Origin of the sequence: Herbinix luporum (genome assembly GCF_900070325.1) — a bacterium.
Classification (GTDB): Bacteria; Bacillota; Clostridia; order Lachnospirales; family Lachnospiraceae; genus Mobilitalea; species Mobilitalea luporum.
In genome coordinates this window covers 516,477-532,653 of record NZ_LN879430.1, presented here as the reverse complement: position 1 = coordinate 532,653, position 16,177 = coordinate 516,477, and the positions used below count along the sequence as shown (strand labels likewise).

At 37.1% G+C, this 16,177-nt stretch carries 13 protein-coding genes; 1 reads left to right on the top strand and 12 read right to left on the bottom strand.

All coding sequences use genetic code 11. From position 1 onward, the window contains the following. Nucleotides 1-35: 35 nt before the first annotated feature. The 10 genes from SD1D_RS02525 to SD1D_RS02480 form a co-directional block, all read right to left on the bottom strand. Nucleotides 36-611: an indolepyruvate oxidoreductase subunit beta gene (locus SD1D_RS02525; RefSeq protein WP_058257463.1), complete on the bottom strand. Its 576-nt coding sequence runs from the start codon at nucleotides 609-611 to the stop codon at nucleotides 36-38. A 10-nt stretch (nucleotides 612-621) separates the two neighbouring features. After that, on the bottom strand, nucleotides 622-2,364 hold the full coding sequence (gene iorA, locus SD1D_RS02520; protein WP_173803192.1) for an indolepyruvate ferredoxin oxidoreductase subunit alpha: 1,743 nt from the start codon (nucleotides 2,362-2,364) through the stop codon (nucleotides 622-624). Between the two features lie 58 nt (nucleotides 2,365-2,422). Further along, nucleotides 2,423-3,727, bottom strand: coding sequence for a phenylacetate--CoA ligase family protein (locus SD1D_RS02515; protein WP_058257462.1), 1,305 nt, complete (start codon nucleotides 3,725-3,727; stop codon nucleotides 2,423-2,425). 40 nt (nucleotides 3,728-3,767) lie between these two features. Then, the gene (locus tag SD1D_RS02510) at nucleotides 3,768-5,288 is read right to left on the bottom strand and encodes a sodium:solute symporter family protein (protein ID WP_456298563.1); all 1,521 of its coding nucleotides are present in this window, start codon (nucleotides 5,286-5,288) and stop codon (nucleotides 3,768-3,770) included. A 198-nt stretch (nucleotides 5,289-5,486) separates the two neighbouring features. Further along, nucleotides 5,487-5,777: a DUF1294 domain-containing protein gene (locus SD1D_RS02505; RefSeq protein WP_087758929.1), complete on the bottom strand. Its 291-nt coding sequence runs from the start codon at nucleotides 5,775-5,777 to the stop codon at nucleotides 5,487-5,489. Nucleotides 5,778-5,791: 14 nt separating this feature from the next. Then, nucleotides 5,792-7,585 carry an aspartate--tRNA ligase gene (gene aspS / locus SD1D_RS02500; protein WP_058257459.1) on the bottom strand — a complete coding sequence of 598 codons (1,794 nt, stop codon included), beginning with the start codon at nucleotides 7,583-7,585 and terminating at the stop codon, nucleotides 5,792-5,794. Nucleotides 7,586-7,788: 203 nt separating this feature from the next. Further along, nucleotides 7,789-9,684, bottom strand: coding sequence for a sialate O-acetylesterase (locus SD1D_RS02495; RefSeq protein WP_197687598.1), 1,896 nt, complete (start codon nucleotides 9,682-9,684; stop codon nucleotides 7,789-7,791). Between the two features lie 16 nt (nucleotides 9,685-9,700). Beyond that, complete coding sequence (locus tag SD1D_RS02490) at nucleotides 9,701-10,078, bottom strand: hypothetical protein (RefSeq protein ID WP_157893085.1); 378 nt, start codon at nucleotides 10,076-10,078, stop codon at nucleotides 9,701-9,703. A 4-nt stretch (nucleotides 10,079-10,082) separates the two neighbouring features. Beyond that, nucleotides 10,083-10,343 (bottom strand): hypothetical protein, encoded by a 261-nt coding sequence (locus SD1D_RS02485; protein WP_058257457.1) that lies wholly within the window; start codon nucleotides 10,341-10,343, stop codon nucleotides 10,083-10,085. Between the two features lie 115 nt (nucleotides 10,344-10,458). Beyond that, nucleotides 10,459-11,898, bottom strand: a complete 1,440-nt coding sequence (locus tag SD1D_RS02480; protein ID WP_058257456.1) for an ABC transporter substrate-binding protein — start codon at nucleotides 11,896-11,898, stop codon at nucleotides 10,459-10,461. A gap of 275 nt (nucleotides 11,899-12,173) precedes the next feature. Between SD1D_RS02480 and SD1D_RS02475 the strand changes: the two genes are divergently transcribed. Further along, nucleotides 12,174-13,142: a LysR family transcriptional regulator gene (locus tag SD1D_RS02475; RefSeq protein ID WP_058257455.1), complete on the top strand. Its 969-nt coding sequence runs from the start codon at nucleotides 12,174-12,176 to the stop codon at nucleotides 13,140-13,142. Between the two features lie 193 nt (nucleotides 13,143-13,335). Here SD1D_RS02475 and hisS read toward each other — a convergent pair whose 3' ends face one another. Both hisS and hemZ read right to left on the bottom strand, forming a co-directional pair. After that, nucleotides 13,336-14,583: a histidine--tRNA ligase gene (gene hisS, locus SD1D_RS02470; RefSeq protein ID WP_058257454.1), complete on the bottom strand. Its 1,248-nt coding sequence runs from the start codon at nucleotides 14,581-14,583 to the stop codon at nucleotides 13,336-13,338. A gap of 93 nt (nucleotides 14,584-14,676) precedes the next feature. Continuing rightward, nucleotides 14,677-16,161 carry a coproporphyrinogen dehydrogenase HemZ gene (gene hemZ / locus SD1D_RS02465; RefSeq protein WP_058257453.1) on the bottom strand — a complete coding sequence of 495 codons (1,485 nt, stop codon included), beginning with the start codon at nucleotides 16,159-16,161 and terminating at the stop codon, nucleotides 14,677-14,679. Nucleotides 16,162-16,177 lie beyond the last annotated feature (16 nt).

Here is a 16,177-nt window from a genome sequence, read left to right as displayed (position 1 = left end):
AGCTCCAAAAAAGCAAGTTCTAGACACAAATTTTATTAGTTATGGAGATTATACCCTATTTCAAATGCTTTTTTATTTATTTCGATTGTCTTTTGAGGTACTGTTTTCTCAATTACCGATAACCATTCATCTTTTGAAAAATCCATATGTTGTGCAGCTATACCAAGTACAATTACATTAAATACTCTGCTGTTACCTAGTTTTTTTGCTTCACCTATAGCATCTACCTTAAAAATCCTATGATTCTTACTAAGCTGCTCCAATATATTATCGGGATATTTTGCAGCTCCTATAACTACCGGCATAGGATCAATTTGCTGATCATTTACTATTATTGCACCATCTTTTTTTAGAAAATGAGCATATCTTAAGGCCTCTAGTTTTTCAAAGGCAATCAGCACATCCGCCTGTCCTTCCTCTACTATGGGCTCATTTACCTTCTTTCCATATCTTACAAAGGTAACAACGCTTCCTCCACGCTGTGCCATTCCGTGAACCTCAGAAAGTTTTACATCATAACCTGCCTGAATGGTAAGGGCACCAAGGATTCTGCTGGTAAGCAAGGTTCCTTGTCCACCTACGCCTACTATCATTATATTCTTTGTCTCCATGGTTGTCCTCCTATCTTAATTTGACACTCTTAATTGCGTTAAACTTACATACGGAATAACAAAGGCCACAGCCATTACACATGGTATCATTTATACTTATTTCACCCTTGTCACTCTTAGTTATTGCAGGGCAACCTGCCTTCATGCACATTCCACATTTCTTGCAATATTCCTGATCTATAACATACTGCTTAGTTATAGGGGATTTGTCAAGAAGAGCACAAGGAGCCTGTGCAATAATAACAGCCACTTCATCTAAAGCAACCGCTTCCTTAACTGTCTTTTCAAGATTTTCTATATCAAAGGCATTAACCACATAAACATGAGGAACACCCACAGCCTTACATAATTCCTTTAAATCAACAGAATAAGTTGCTTCACCTTTTAGCGTTCTTCCGGTAGCAGCGTGATCTTGATGTCCTGTCATTCCTGTAGTTGAATTATCAAGTATCATAACAGTACCGGTACTTTTATTATAAACCATATTAATAAGGGAATTGATTCCTGTATGTAAAAAGGTGGAATCTCCGATTACGGCAACCCAGTTCTTAATATATTCCTTGCCTTTTGCCTTCTCTATACCATGGAGGGATGAAATACTTGCTCCCATACATATGGTAGTATCTACTACGCTTAAAGGGGCCACGGCTCCTAAGGTATAACAACCGATATCCCCGGCTCCATGAGTTTTTAACTTCTTTAATACGGAGTATACACTTCTATGGGGACAACCGGGACAAAGTATAGGAGGACGGTTTGGTATTTCTGCTGCCGGTAACAAGGATATATTTTCCCCTTTTATGGCCCTTCTTAATAGATTAGCAGAATATTCTCCTTGTACTGTCAGAATATCCTTCCCTATGGCTTTTATGCCCCAGCTTTTTACCTGTTCCTCTATAATAGGATCCAATTCTTCTACTATATATAAGGTATCAACCTTAGAGGCAAACTCCTCGATCAACTTTCTTGGTAAGGGATTAACTATACCTAATTTTAATACGGAAGCTTCAGGCAGAGCCTCCTTTACATACTGATAGGGTATACCTGAGGTAATGACGCCGATTTTTGTATCATTATATTCTACAATATTAACGGGAAAATCACAGCTATCCTTAATAAGAGCCAGCTCCCTGCTTTCTACAACCAGGTGGCGGCCCTTGGCATTACCGGGCATCATTACATTTTTAGAAATATCCCTTACATATGGCTTATCTTCTATATTAATCCTATCTTGAAGTTCTACCAGTCCCTGGGAATGGGAAAGCCTTGTAGTACTCCTTATAATAACCGGTGTATCATATTTTTCACTAAGGTCAAAGGCAAACTTAACAAACTCTTTAGCTTCTGCACTGTCTGAGGGTTCTAAAACCGGAATTTTTGCTGCTCTTGCCACCGCCCTGGTATCCTGCTCATTTTGTGAACTATACAGACCGGGGTCATCTGCTACAATTATAACCAGACCACCGTTAACACCTATGTATGAAGCTGTAAACAAGGGATCAGCTGCAACATTTAATCCTACATGCTTCATAGAAGCTAAAGCTCTTACTCCTACTATAGAAGCTCCTATGGCCACCTCCAAGGCCACTTTCTCATTGGGTGACCACTCAGAATATATTTCATCATACTTTACAATATTTTCACTGATTTCTGTACTAGGTGTGCCCGGGTATGCGGCAGATACCTTACACCCTGCTTCATAGGCACCACGAGCAAATGCTTCATTACCTAGCATTAATACTTTTTCAGACACTTGTCTTCCCCTTTCATTGGTTAATAAATTTAGTCGATATATTTTATTATATTATATTTTACATCTTACGCAAATCTGTAACTCGCCTTGCCTTACCCTCAAATCTTTTCAAACTTTTAGGTGCCACTAATTTTATTATAGCATCAAGACCAAGTACAGACCGCAGGCTAAGTTTAATCCTCTTTTCCAGTTCACCTAGTTTTGCATAAGAATCAAGTAAAGTCTCATCTGCCAGTTCCACTTTAATCTCCATAATATCCAAGTAATCCTTCCGTTCTACAAGGATTTCATAATGGGGACCAATCTCCGGTACCCTAAGCAGTACTTCTTCAATCTGGCTGGGAAATACATTGACTCCTCTTATAATCATCATATCATCGGATCTACCTGATATATTCTCCATCCTTACGGTAGTTCTTCCACATTTACAAGGTTCATAAAAAAGTCTTGTAATATCTCCGGTACGATAACGTATTATAGGCAGAGCTTCCTTAGTAATACAGGTAATAACAAGCTCTCCTTTTTCTCCCGGCGGTAATACTTCTCCGGTTTTAGGATTAATAACCTCCGGTATAAAGTGATCTTCATTAATATGCATACCGCATAACTCCAAACACTCACCGGATACTCCCGGACCTATTAACTCGCTCATGCCATAATTTTGAGTAGCTTTCATTTTGCTTCCCCAAAGCCTTAGCATTTCACTGCGCATAGGTTCAGTCATGCCTTCTCCACCGAAAAGGCCTATCCTTACATTTAAATCCTTAGCCGGATCAATTCCCATCTCATTTGCCACTTCGGCAATATGTAAAGCATATGAGGGTGTGGCAACCAGTAAGGTGGTGCCAAAATCCTGCATATACATAATCTGCCTTTGGGTATTTCCCGAAGAGGCCGGACATACAATGGCGCCGATATTCTCAAGTCCATAATGCAGACCCAAGGCTCCGGTAAACATTCCGTATCCAAAACAGATTTGAGCTATATCCTCCTGGCTGGCTCCTCCCATGCAGGCAATCCTTGATACACATTCGGTCCAAATATCAAGATCCTTTTTCGTATATCCAACCACAGTGGGTTTTCCGGTGGTACCTGAGGATGCATGGATACGTACCAATTCCTTTTTAGGCACAGCAAATAAGCCAAAAGGGTAATTATCCCTTAAATCTTGCTTAGTAGTAAAGGGTAGTAACTTAAGATCATCAAGATTCTTAATATCCTTACAACTTATTCCCTGTTGGTCCATCTTAGCACGATAAGCAGGTATCTTATCATAAATTCGTTTTAAAGTACTTTTAAGTCTTGTTAATTGAATATTTTCTATTTCCTGTCTGGGAAGAGTTTCTTCTTTTGCCCAAATCATTTTTTATCCCCCTAATATCATTCTAATTTTTATTTCTTCTTTATGCCATAACTTTTGTTTGTTTTTCTTCCTTTAATTTATCCTCTGATAACTCATTTTTAGAAAGGTTATTATCACTCTTATAGCACTTAAAAATAGCTTCTAGCTTATCTTTCTTCATCTTAGGTGTAAGAATACTTACAAGAGGTACAATTACAAGTCCCGCAACCATGGCTATGGCTCCTGCGTTTATGGGAGAATCAATATAGCCAAATACCAAATTTGATGTGGTAATTCCTACTCCCGATATAAAACTGGCCCATACTGCCCCCTTGGTAGTTCCTTTCCAGTATAAGCCATACATAAAGGGTGCCAAAAAAGCACCTGCTAAGGCTCCCCAAGAAATTCCCATCAGCTGTGCAATAAAATCAGGTGGATATAAAGCAAGAACTACTGAAACCACTATAAAAAACACTATAAATATTCTCATAATTCTTAGTTGTTTTTTCTGATTCATATCCTTGTACAAATTATCTTTTATTAAGTCTAAAGTAATCGTAGAACTAGATGTTAGTACCAGGGCTGACAATGTTGACATGGAAGCAGATAGTACCAAAACTACAACTATACCAATAAGTACATCTGATAAGGAAGATAATATATAAGGCATTATGGCATCATAGATAACCTTACCTTGTTCATTATAAAGGCCGGGGTTATCAAATAATCTTCCGAAACTACCAAGAAAATAACAGCCTCCTGCAATGATTATTGCAAATATAGTGGAAATAATAGTTCCGGTTTTAATAGATTTTTCATCTTTTATTGCATAAAATTTATGTACCATTTGAGGAAGTCCCCAGGTTCCTAAGGAAGTAAGGATTACCACTCCCAGTAAATTTATAGGATCCGGTCCAAAGAAAGAGGTAAATGCCCCACTTTGTCCTAAAGTAACAGGTACATCACTTTTAAGTTCTGCCAGTTTGCCCACTGCAGAAAAAAATCCTCCCTGTTGACTTAGTACTGTCCCAATAACAGCAACAATACCTACCAGCATAACAATACCTTGGATAAGATCGTTAATGGCCGTAGCCATGTAACCTCCCAATATCACATAAAGCCCTGTAAGGGAGGCCATACCCAGTACACATACCCAGTAAGGAATATTAAAGGCCATTTCAAAAAGTCTAGATAGGCCATTATAAACCGAAGCTGTATAAGGTACCAAAAAAATAAAGGATATGACAGCTGCTGCTATCTTAATAGCCTTACTGTCAAACCTTCTGCCAAAAAAATCAGGCATGGTGGCTGAATTAAGATGTTTTGTCATAGTACGGGTTCGGCCTCCAAGGACTATCCAGGGTAGGAGACTTCCGATTAAGGCATTACCAATGCCAATCCATGTGGCTGATATCCCGTATCGCCATCCGAACTGCCCGGCATATCCAACAAATACTACTGCAGAAAAATAAGAGGTTCCATAGGCAAAGGCTGTAAGCCATGGGCCTACCTTTCTTCCTCCTAATACAAAGTCTCCCACATTAGTTGCATGTTTACTGGCAATAACCCCTACTACAATCATAATTGCAAAGAAGCATATTAAAAAAATTAATTTAATACCCACTTTCTTGCCCTCACTTTACCCTTATTCTTTTTCAATTTAATGCTTTAAAGCGTCTTTGTCATAAAGCAATAATATCACTATTTAAAATCCTTGTCAACAGTTTGTCGATCTTGTCTAGGGAGACTGACAAGGATTTATCAAGTGTATGCTATTGAGTTATTGACGGGATATAAGATAGAATAAAAAGATATGTAGCAATAAGGCCAAAGGAAGCAAGATTACAAATTTCATATGCTTTGTCTTATGCCTAAAGATATACATGCCTAAAAAGGAGCCCAAGGCTCCCCCGGCAAAAGCAAGTAAAATGAGGGTGCGCTCAGGAATGCGCCACCCTCTCTTTATTGATTTTTTCTTATCAATTCCCATTGCTGCAAATCCTACAATATTAATTATCAGTAGGTAGCATATAACAAGGGTGTATAGATTTTCATTTAGATTCAGATTCATTTCCATAATATTTATTATATATCTGTATTATTTTTAACATCAATACCTAATTCTATAAGCTGTTTATTATCTACAATACTGGGAGCCTCTGTCATTAGACAGGATGCATCTTTTACTTTAGGGAAGGCAATAACATCACGGATATTGTCTTCCTTAGCCATAAGCATTATCAGACGGTCAAGACCATATGCTAAACCGGCATGGGGAGGTACACCAAATTTAAATGCATTTAAAAGGAAGCCAAAACGTTCATAAGCTTCTTCCTTGGTAAATCCAAGTACTTCAAACATCTTTTCTTGAATGTCGCTTTGATATATTCTTACGGATCCTCCTCCGATTTCGTGGCCGTTTAATACAATATCATAGGCCTTAGCCCTAACTTTGCCAGGGTCTGTATCAAGTAGGTGAAGATCCTCTTCCATAGGCATGGTAAAGGGATGATGCTTAGCAACGTATCTTTGTTCTTCTTCTGAGTACTCCAACAAAGGAAACTCCGTAACCCATAGAAATTTATATTCATCCTTATTTATTAGATCCATATTTTTTGCCAGCTCCAGTCTTAGATTACCTAGAGCAGCATATACTATGTCATCTTTATCGGCAGCAAAGAATAATAGATCACCCGGTTTTGCTTCCATAGCCTTTACTAAAGAGGCAAGTTCATCCTCGGTCATAAATTTTGCAAAGGAGGATTTATAGCTGCCGTCTTCATTAATTGCAAGATAGGCCAAGCCTTTAGCACCGTAATCCTTAACAAAATTAACCATGGCATCTATCTTTTTTCTTGGCATTGTAGCTTGTCCCTGGGCATTTATACCTCTGACAGATCCGCCATTTTCGATAGCACCGGTAAATACTCCAAAGCCACAGCCTTTTACTATATGGGACACATCCTTAAGCTCCATGCCAAAACGGATATCCGGCTTATCCGATCCAAATCTGTCCATTGCTTCTTTATAGGTCATTCTTTGTATAGGAAGCTCTACATCTATACCTATGGCTTCTTTAAACATTTTCTTAAGGAGTCGTTCATTAACTTCTATAACATCATCCACATCCACAAAGGATAATTCCATATCAATCTGGGTGAATTCAGGCTGCCTGTCTGCCCTTAAATCTTCGTCACGATAACATTTGACAATCTGAAAATACCTGTCATATCCGGCACACATTAAAAGCTGTTTAAATAATTGAGGTGATTGGGGCAGGGCATAGAATTGTCCTGGGTGTACTCTGCTTGGAACCAGATAGTCCCTTGCTCCCTCCGGTGTACTTTTTGTCAGTGTAGGAGTTTCTATCTCTAAAAATCCTTCTTCAGTTAAGAAACTCCGTGTAATGTTAGCCACCCGGCTTCGAAGAATCAGATTTCTTTGTAAATCAGGCCTACGAAGATCTAGGTATCTATACTTAAGCCTTAACTCTTCCTTGGTCTTACTATCCTCTTCTATGGGAAAAGGAGGAGTCTCGGCTTCTGACAAGATTCTTATATCATTAGCCCTGATTTCTATATCTCCTGTTAATAAGTTTTTATTAACAGCTCCGGATCTGGCCTCAACCCTACCCCTTACTGCAATAACATATTCACTTCTTAAATGCTCAGCCTTGGCAAAGCCTTCGCTTCCTACATCACTTTCTTCAAAAATAATCTGCAGAATTCCGGAACGATCTCTTAGGTCAACAAAAATTATACCACCCTTATTTCTGCTTTTTTGTACCCATCCCATTACTGTCACTGTTTCTCCGATATTACGATTGGATACTTCAGTACAGCGGTGACTTCTGCGTAAACCTTTCATTGATTCTGCCATAATTTCTTCAATCTCCTTTTTTCTATTCAATATTCCATTTATTTTAATTTATTTCTATCAATATGTCTATATCTTTAATAAAAATCAACTTATGTGCAGTATATTATATCATAAGGATAAGAAATTAGGTATCTTATAATTAAAAAATGGTGACCTAAAAGCATCACCATTTTTTTATATTAGCATATAAATTTACATTTTAATTATTCATCTATTTGGGCTATAAAAGGAGAGGCAGGAAGTCCTTCATTATTATATAGATTAGCATTCTCCGGATTATCTGCCCAAGCATAACGAATCCATTTAGGATTAGATACCTTTTTGCTATATACCATAACACAATCCCCTTCTATTTCAGCTTCGGCAGGATAGAACTTACCGTCTGTACCGCTTATTTCAAAAGTCTCTAACTTATTACCCTTTACGGTCAAACCGCTTCCGGTATAGTTAAAGTAAAGCCTAATTTTATTATCTTCTACCGACAAGGATTTATATATAGGACCGCTAGGTACATTGTCTTCACCAAATACATGGTTAAGTGCCCAAAGAGCCAGTCTTTCACCGACACTCTTTTTATCCCATGGATGTAGGTCATTATACATACCCACGTCAATAGTTACTGCCATGCCTGTGTTGGGAAGTTCAAGGATTTGTCTTTGTGCCTCCCTTACCTGGGCCCATCCGCTTACCTCCGGTTCCATTCTCCAAGGACAATAATTGGCCAGTTGTACATAATAAAATGGTATATCTCCCAGATTCCATAACTTGCGCCAATCCATAATAACAGCCTCTAGTAAATCCTTATAATCATAGGGATATCCGGTATTGGATTCTCCTTGATACCACAGTATTCCCCTAATACTATAATTACGTAAGGGGTAAATCATACCATTATATACTCCTGTAGGTTTATACTGGAAGAATGTAGTGGGGTTTTGAGCCTTAGTAATTGCACCTATTTTATACTTCCATGTTCCTGCTATAGGTATTTGCTCATTTTCTATCTTAATAAAATAGGGCATGTCGGTAACAAAGCCACCGATATTTTCTGTCATAATAAGGCGAACAGTTATTACATTCTTTCCGGCCTTTAATAATCCCTTGGGTATATTGTATCTTCTGGGAGGATATAAATATCCGGTATTACCTACTTGAACACCGTTGATATAGGTCTCATCTGCATCTATAAGTGTTCCTAAAAACAGTTTTCCTTCCTTGCCTGCCAAATGCTTAGGTATCTCTATCTCCTTCCTAAGCCATATGGAGCCCCGGATAGGCTCTAATTCTGTGCCACGAAAACTAGCCGGTAAATTTATCTTTCTCCAATCGGTATCATCATATTCCTCCATATACCAGGTGTCCGGTTTATGGTTGAGTCCTTCATCATTTTTATTAAGCTCTTGGTGCCAATTATTATTGGCTTGGGTTTCACTATTAATTATATCTTCTACATAAGCATCATCTTTGCACTTATCTAAAATTTCCTTGAATCTATCAAAGCCCATTAAGGTCTCTTCACTCATCCAAGCCTCTGCCGGTGTTCCTCCTATTGCTGTAAATAATAAGCCAATAGGTATCTTATATTTATCATAAATCTTCTTAGCAAAGAAATAACCGATTGCACTAAAATCATATACGGTATCAGGTGTAACAGGTACCCAATTACCATCACATAGCTCATCCATAGGCTCTTTAAAATTATATACCATAGGTACGGTATACTGTCTGATGTTTGGATTGTTAGCCCCTTTTATTTCATCTTCAAATAAATCAAGGGTTCGGCTAACCGGTATCTGCATATTTGATTGGCCTGCCAGTACCCAAATATCACCCACCAGGACATCTTCTACAATTCTTTCTTCTCCTTCATGGCTGATATTAATTGTATAAGGTCCGCCGGCTTTTAAATCTTTTAATTCGATACTCCAGCTTCCATCCTCATTAGTTACAGTTTTATATTCTACATCTAAAAAATTTAATTTAAGTTCTTTCCTTGGAACTCCTCTACCCCATATCTTTACCTTGGAATCTCTTTGTAGCACCATTCCATTACTGATTAGGGGTGAGAGCCAAATTTTTTTCTTCTTACCGTTTTCCATAGTACTCCTTTCATAATTAGCAGTATCCAAAGGCTAGAATAGTAAAGTCCTTCTTTTCATCACCCTGGATCATAGTAATTTCAATTATATGTTCTTTATATATTTTTTCCGAATAAACCAACTTTGCAACAGGATTATTCCATCCAAAGATACGGTATCCGGAGTATATTCCTGCTTTTTTGCCATCAATAGATATACTAATACTACCTTCTGATTTATTATTTGCTTCCTTATATATAATAAATAAATTTTTAAAACTTAAGCTAAATTTAAAGTATACTTCTTCTGCATCCCAATCTTTAACCCATCCGTTAGGGAATTCTTCAATTGTATTGGCTTTTTTAAATCCCTTCATAGATATGGGTAAAAGCATCGTGGAATCTATAAGTTTCATATCCTTAAAAGCTACATCGTAAATAGGCATTGATATATGTCAGATTACCGCTTGTGGCAAACCTTTCCTTAAAATATCTAAATGAGGCATCGGCAAAACCTCTGTCTTTTTGCTCATCATTTCTCCTGGTTATGGATCCTCCAAGATATGCAATGGTTACATCTTCCCCTTGCCGGGCTTTTTTTATGGCTTTTTTTATTCTAAAATTATTACCTGTACTGATTAGGGATCGGCTAACCATTATTTTTTGGTAATCCATTTTCATTAAAGTCTCACCTACTGCCTCATATAAAAATAATCTCGATTCACAGGAAATGAGTCTTTCCCAAGGACTTAAATCTTTGGAATAGACTCATCCCCTTATCTTTTGATTCTACACCTTAATCACCGTAGAACTCCTTAATAATCGCATCGAATTGAGCTGAAGCCTCCTGGGCAATTTCTACGGCAGATATACCATCAAATCCTCCACCGTCCATATTGCCGCCCCATCTAAAGCTTAAGCCCGGTACCTGATAAAGTAAGGATCTCTTACCCTGTCCTTGAATCATAGGAATAATAGTCTCTTCCACTGCCCTTGCATCTCTAACCTTGCTATAGTAATAGCTGTAATCTTCTTCTTCATCCTCATATCCCGGAGGAGGTGATACCCATAATTTATAAGCAAACATTACATCATCGGCACGCTGTTCATCAAGAGTAGACGGAATAATTCTTATATTACCTACAAACATTGTCTGCATCTTAGCCTTCTCACCGGGTCCCTTAGGGAAGAAGCAGAATCCCCAATCATCTTCCATATCCTGTAATGATGGATGCTCATACCATTCACCGACCATCATAGCTGCTTGTCCGGCTGCAAATGCAGAAACCCACCATTTTTGTTCTGCTTCTTCAGGTTCCGGCTGCATATAACCTTTACTATATAATTCAACTCCGAATTTTATAGCTTCAAGAAAGTCATCTGACATCTGATTATTTTCATATCTTCCGGTTTTTTTATTATATTTTACATAATCGGAACCGTTACTAAATACGGCTGCCTTAGAAAATTCCACTGACCAACAGGTTATTCCATAGATATCGGTAATTCCGTCGGAGTCCTTATCAATAGTAAGTTGATTGGCAAGTTCCTCCATCTTCTTCCATGTCCATGCGCCTTCCATCTTCTGTAGGTCGTATAATAAATCGGGATCTAGGCCACCTTCTTCAAACAGTCTTTTATTCCAAAATATACCGAGTCCCGGGCTGTCTTCTTCTTCTGTAAAACCATATACTTTTTCATTTTGTGTCATAAAATCTATAACCGATTGATTCCATAGCTGATCTTCAGGGTCAAAACTTGGTAAGTCACTGATTGGATAAAGCAATCCCTGTTTCAAAGGTTCAGGAATAAACGTAGGATCCATAATATAGATATCTGCCAAAGAGGTATTAGTCATTGTTGATGTAATAAATAATTCCTGATATTCATTCCATGTACCGATACTTTCCTGAACTAAAGTAAAGTTATGTGTTGATTGAAGATCCTCTCTGTATGCTTCCTGATCAATTTCTCTGGCTGTGGTAGGCTCTGTATCATTGGTTGTAAACCAGTCAGCTACTTTAATATCTATTCCCCCCAAATCTCTTGGTAGTTCAGCTGTTTGAACCTCATCATCTTTACCTTTATCTTTCTCCTTATCATCTTGCTCTTCTTCTGTAGGTACTGTAGTAGGTTTGGTAGAACTATCTTTTTCTTTTCTACCGCATGCACCAAGAACTAGAGCAATAATCATCACAAATGTAAAAATAAAGCCTAATTTTCTAATTTTTTTCATAACCCTTAAGTCCTCTCCTTCTAAATGTGATTCCCTCTCCTTTATTTAGTTGGCATATATCAGTTTTCTACTTTTTATCCCTTTTTTAACCTTATATGCCATATAGATTAACAAAAACATAAAAAGAAAATCCAAAAAGTTTAGGGAAAATGTGCAACTTTATTGTAACAAATCCCCTAGATATAGGCTAATTGTTATTGACTTATCATGTGTATAAGTGTATACTTATGTCAACAAAATCAGCTGAATACCAATGATAAGAAAGGAGTCATCTTATGACCTCTCAGCAAATAGAATATGTTCTTACTCTTGCTGAAGAAAAAAGTTTCTCAAAAGCTGCACAAAAACTATATGTAACCCAGCCTTCCCTTAGCCAGTTTATTAAGAATCTTGAAAAGGAACTCCGTGTCCCAATTTTTGATAGAAGCACTTCTCCCATAAGACTTACACCGGCAGGAGAAGCCTTTGTAAATGCTGCAAGGAAAATAAAGGCAATTGAAGATGAATTAAATCAGCAGATTGCAGATTTGACAAATCTTAATACAGGAGATTTGAGAATAGGAACTAGTCCTTTTCGTGCTTCATGTCTTTTACCTAAAAGCATTGCTAAATTTCAAGAACTATACCCGGGCATAACTATTCATATACTTGAAGATATTACACATAACCTTGAAGAAGCTGCTATGAACGGTACCATTGATTTATATTTGGGAACGGGCAACTTTGATGAAAGCTCATTTTATGCGGAAGAACTGGCTATGGAACAACTTTACCTTGCAGTTCCCCCACAAAGTCCTATCAATAAGGGGATAGAATCATATCAAGTCTCTGACCATGATATAAAGACTGATTCTGCCAAGCTTCATATGACACCTGCCGTAGATTTATCCATCTTTAAGTCAGCCCCTTTTATTTTCCTTAAGCAAAATCAAAAATTATATTCTACTTCTTCCGAATTCTGCTTATCAGCAGGATTTAACCCCTATATCATATTATTCAGCGAACGATTAGAGACTGCCTTTTCTTGGGTTTTAGCAGGGATTGGTTGTACATTTATTCCTGATTTTCTGATAAAATTTGGCAACTACCATAAACATCCTATCTATTATAAGCTAAATCATCCCAAAGCTACCCGCAGTCTATATATAGCCTATCGAAAAAACCGTTATCTTTCTAGGGTATCAATTGAATATATTGCACTTTTAAAAAAACTTATAGGTCATGGTACTTGGTATTATAAGTAATTTTTTTCATATAATTTATATATAAGTATCCCCTTATTCCTTCTATAAACTTTAACTATTAGACAGATTACAAAATATCCTTTAAAATTTAGATAAATGTCTTTATCTAAAAGCATTGTGGGATATTGCTTATAATTAATTGAGGAACAGGAGTTCAATTACCGAAAGCCTGTTCCTCTTTTAAGGTTTTATATTATCTTTTAAGAAAATCTGATATTTTATCTAAGCTAAGTTCAAACTGCTCTCCCCTGTCCATATCCTTTATATTGACTTTTTTTGCTGCCAATTCGTCAGCTCCTATAATTACCGTATGTTTTGCACCGATTTTATTGGCATATTTCATTTGGGCTTTAACACTACGGTCCATATAATCGGTCTCTATAATAAAACCTTCTTTTCTTAGCTCTCTAACTAAACTATATGCTGCTGCCTTTGATTCTTTACCTAAGATCCCTACATATAAATCCACTGCTGGCTCTTTAGGAAGTTCCACCTTTTCTGTCTCCAGCTCATTAATAATTCTTTCAATACCAAATCCAAAACCGACAGCAGGAATATCCTGTTTACCGTCAATTTCATGAATCAGATTATCGTACCTGCCTCCGCCGCACAGGGTAAAGCCTTCACCGTTAACAAATTCAAATACGGTCTTGGTATAGTAATCCAGTCCCCTGACAATACCTGTATCCACTTCGAAGGGGATATTAAGCTCATTAAGCAGGCTTTGTAGATCATTAAAGTGATCTTTACATTCTTCATCTAGATATTCAATGGTTCTTGGGGCATCCTTTACTATTTCTTTGCAGCCATCCACTTTGCAGTCTATAATTCGCAAGGGGTTTTTCTCCATTCTCTCCTTACAGGTGCCACACAGTTTATCCTCATGTCTTTTTAAGAATTCCAATAAGGCTTTGTTATATTCTTTTCTACAATTTTTACAACCGATACTATTGATATGTAGCTTAACTCCTTTTAGGCCAAGCTCCTTCATAAATTCCATCAATAGAGTAATTAGTTCCACTTCTGCCAGAGGACTTGCTGAACCAAAGAACTCAACACCAAATTGATGATGTTGTCTTAACCTTCCGCTCTGGGGATTTTCATAACGAAAAGCCGGAGTAATGTAAAAAAGCTTTGTAGGCTGACTCTCGGCATATAGGCTGTTTTCAAGATAAGCACGGACTGTTCCTGCTGTTCCTTCAGGCTTTAGGGTAATACTTCTGTTCCCCTTATCCATAAAGGTATACATCTCCTTTTGAACTACATCCGTGGTTTCCCCAACCCCTCGCTGAAACAGGATTGTATGCTCAAAAACAGGAGTAATAATCTCCTTGATATGGTACGCCTTACAAATTTTCCGTGCGATTTCTTCAATTATGGTTCTTTTATACATATTGGAACCATACCAATCCTGCGTTCCCTTTGGTCTTTGTGTTATCATCATAGTCCTCCTAACCTGTTACATTTTATCAATAGTTCCTATATTATAAAAGCAAATAATAGGATAAGCAATATAATATAATAAGAAATACTTCTATAACTGTGGATTCTTTAATAAAAATTCTTTTTTTCTGGCAATCATTTCATCTATTCTACTAATATAGTCTGTAAGACTCTTTACATTTTCAACTCTTTCAATCCGATTCTCATCATGAAATACGAATTTAGACATGGCTCCGGCTCCAAAGGCTAAGATGGTTTGTTTTTCTTCCATAATCAAAATATTATAAAGACCTTCCTTACCCTCTTTTGCATAGCCAATGTTCTCAAGATTATCTGCCATATTCTTTTGTCTGTAGAGATAATAGGGAAGATAACCCTTCTTTTTGGCAAATTCCATAGTTGCTTCCATCATCCTAGGAACATCCACAGCCTGTAAATTTTTATAATTTTCTTTTTCAGTATTAAGCCTCGCTGCCCGCTTAAGTGCCAAAGTATGGACAGTAAGACTTTCCGGATTTAACTTTTCAATTTTATTTAAAGTATCTATTACATCTTCAGGACTTTCATTAGGAAGTCCTATAATTATGTCCATATTGATATTCTCATGGCCGGTTTCTCTAGCCAGATAAAATGCTTCTTCAATTTGTTCTACAGTATGCCTTCTACCGATTAAATCCAAGGTTTTTTGCTGCATAGTCTGTGGATTTATGGAGATTCTGTCAACACCCCATTTTTTTAGGACTTCAAGCTTTTTTCTGCTAATACTGTCAGGCCTTCCGGCTTCTACGCAAAACTCCCGTACATGGGTAAAGTCATACTGCTCTCTTATAAGTCCCAGTAATCTATCTAGTTGTTCTGCAGATAAAGTGGTAGGTGTACCACCCCCAAGATAAACTGAAGTTAACTTTTTATCAGGAAAACAAGTTGAACCATATTTTATTTCTTTTTCTAGGGCATTAAGATAACTTGTAATCCTATCTGCATGTCTTTCTACTGAATATGAAGTAAATGAACAATATAGACAGGTACTTGGACAAAAGGGAATTCCTATATATATACTATATCCCTTTTTATAATCAATTTCATGAAGGAGTTTTCTTTCCCTTTTTGCTATATCTATACTGATATCAATTTTTTCCCTGCTACAAAGGTATTCTCTCTCCATAAAGTTATATATTTCACTATCATCCATGCCCCTATCAAGCATTTCATATACCAGCTTAACAGGCCTTATACCGGTTAGAATTCCCCAGGGTAGTTTAATATTACTTATGGAGGAGAGCATTTTATATAACTGCCGCTTCATGGCATTTTTATAAGCTGCCTTGTCCTTAACAGGATCCGGTGTTTCTGTAATGGTTTTATATTTTCTATCTTTATTATGGGTAATTACAATTTCAATTTTATCATTACCAAAATCTATCTGTATACAGCTATGAACCTTGCTAAGGTTTCCCTCTTCTATAATCACGTCCTTAGAGCCTTTTACCAGTATCTCTTCTTTTGGGTAAAAGGCCTTTACAATGGGATAGGCATCATTTTCATATGCCTTATGGGATAGAATAATTTTAATCATTATTACTCCTAGCTAT

Bases quoted from the DNA above. Each gene is read 5' to 3' on its own strand.
- SD1D_RS02505 (WP_087758929.1), bottom strand. From the start codon at position 5,777: ATGAATCTGAATCTAAATGAAAATCTATACACCCTTGTTATATGCTAC.
- hisS (WP_058257454.1), bottom strand. From the start codon at position 14,583: ATGATAACACAAAGACCAAAGGGAACGCAGGATTGGTATGGTTCCAAT.
- SD1D_RS02525 (WP_058257463.1), bottom strand. From the start codon at position 611: ATGGAGACAAAGAATATAATGATAGTAGGCGTAGGTGGACAAGGAACC.
- SD1D_RS02510 (WP_456298563.1), bottom strand. From the start codon at position 5,288: ATGATTGTAGTAGGGGTTATTGCCAGTAAACATGCAACTAATGTGGGA.
- aspS (WP_058257459.1), bottom strand. From the start codon at position 7,585: ATGGCAGAATCAATGAAAGGTTTACGCAGAAGTCACCGCTGTACTGAA.
- SD1D_RS02475 (WP_058257455.1), top strand. From the start codon at position 12,174: ATGACCTCTCAGCAAATAGAATATGTTCTTACTCTTGCTGAAGAAAAA.
- SD1D_RS02480 (WP_058257456.1), bottom strand. From the start codon at position 11,898: ATGAAAAAAATTAGAAAATTAGGCTTTATTTTTACATTTGTGATGATT.
- SD1D_RS02485 (WP_058257457.1), bottom strand. From the start codon at position 10,343: ATGAAAATGGATTACCAAAAAATAATGGTTAGCCGATCCCTAATCAGT.
- SD1D_RS02490 (WP_157893085.1), bottom strand. From the start codon at position 10,078: ATGAAACTTATAGATTCCACGATGCTTTTACCCATATCTATGAAGGGA.
- hemZ (WP_058257453.1), bottom strand. From the start codon at position 16,161: ATGATTAAAATTATTCTATCCCATAAGGCATATGAAAATGATGCCTAT.
- SD1D_RS02495 (WP_197687598.1), bottom strand. From the start codon at position 9,684: ATGGAAAACGGTAAGAAGAAAAAAATTTGGCTCTCACCCCTAATCAGT.
- SD1D_RS02515 (WP_058257462.1), bottom strand. From the start codon at position 3,727: ATGATTTGGGCAAAAGAAGAAACTCTTCCCAGACAGGAAATAGAAAAT.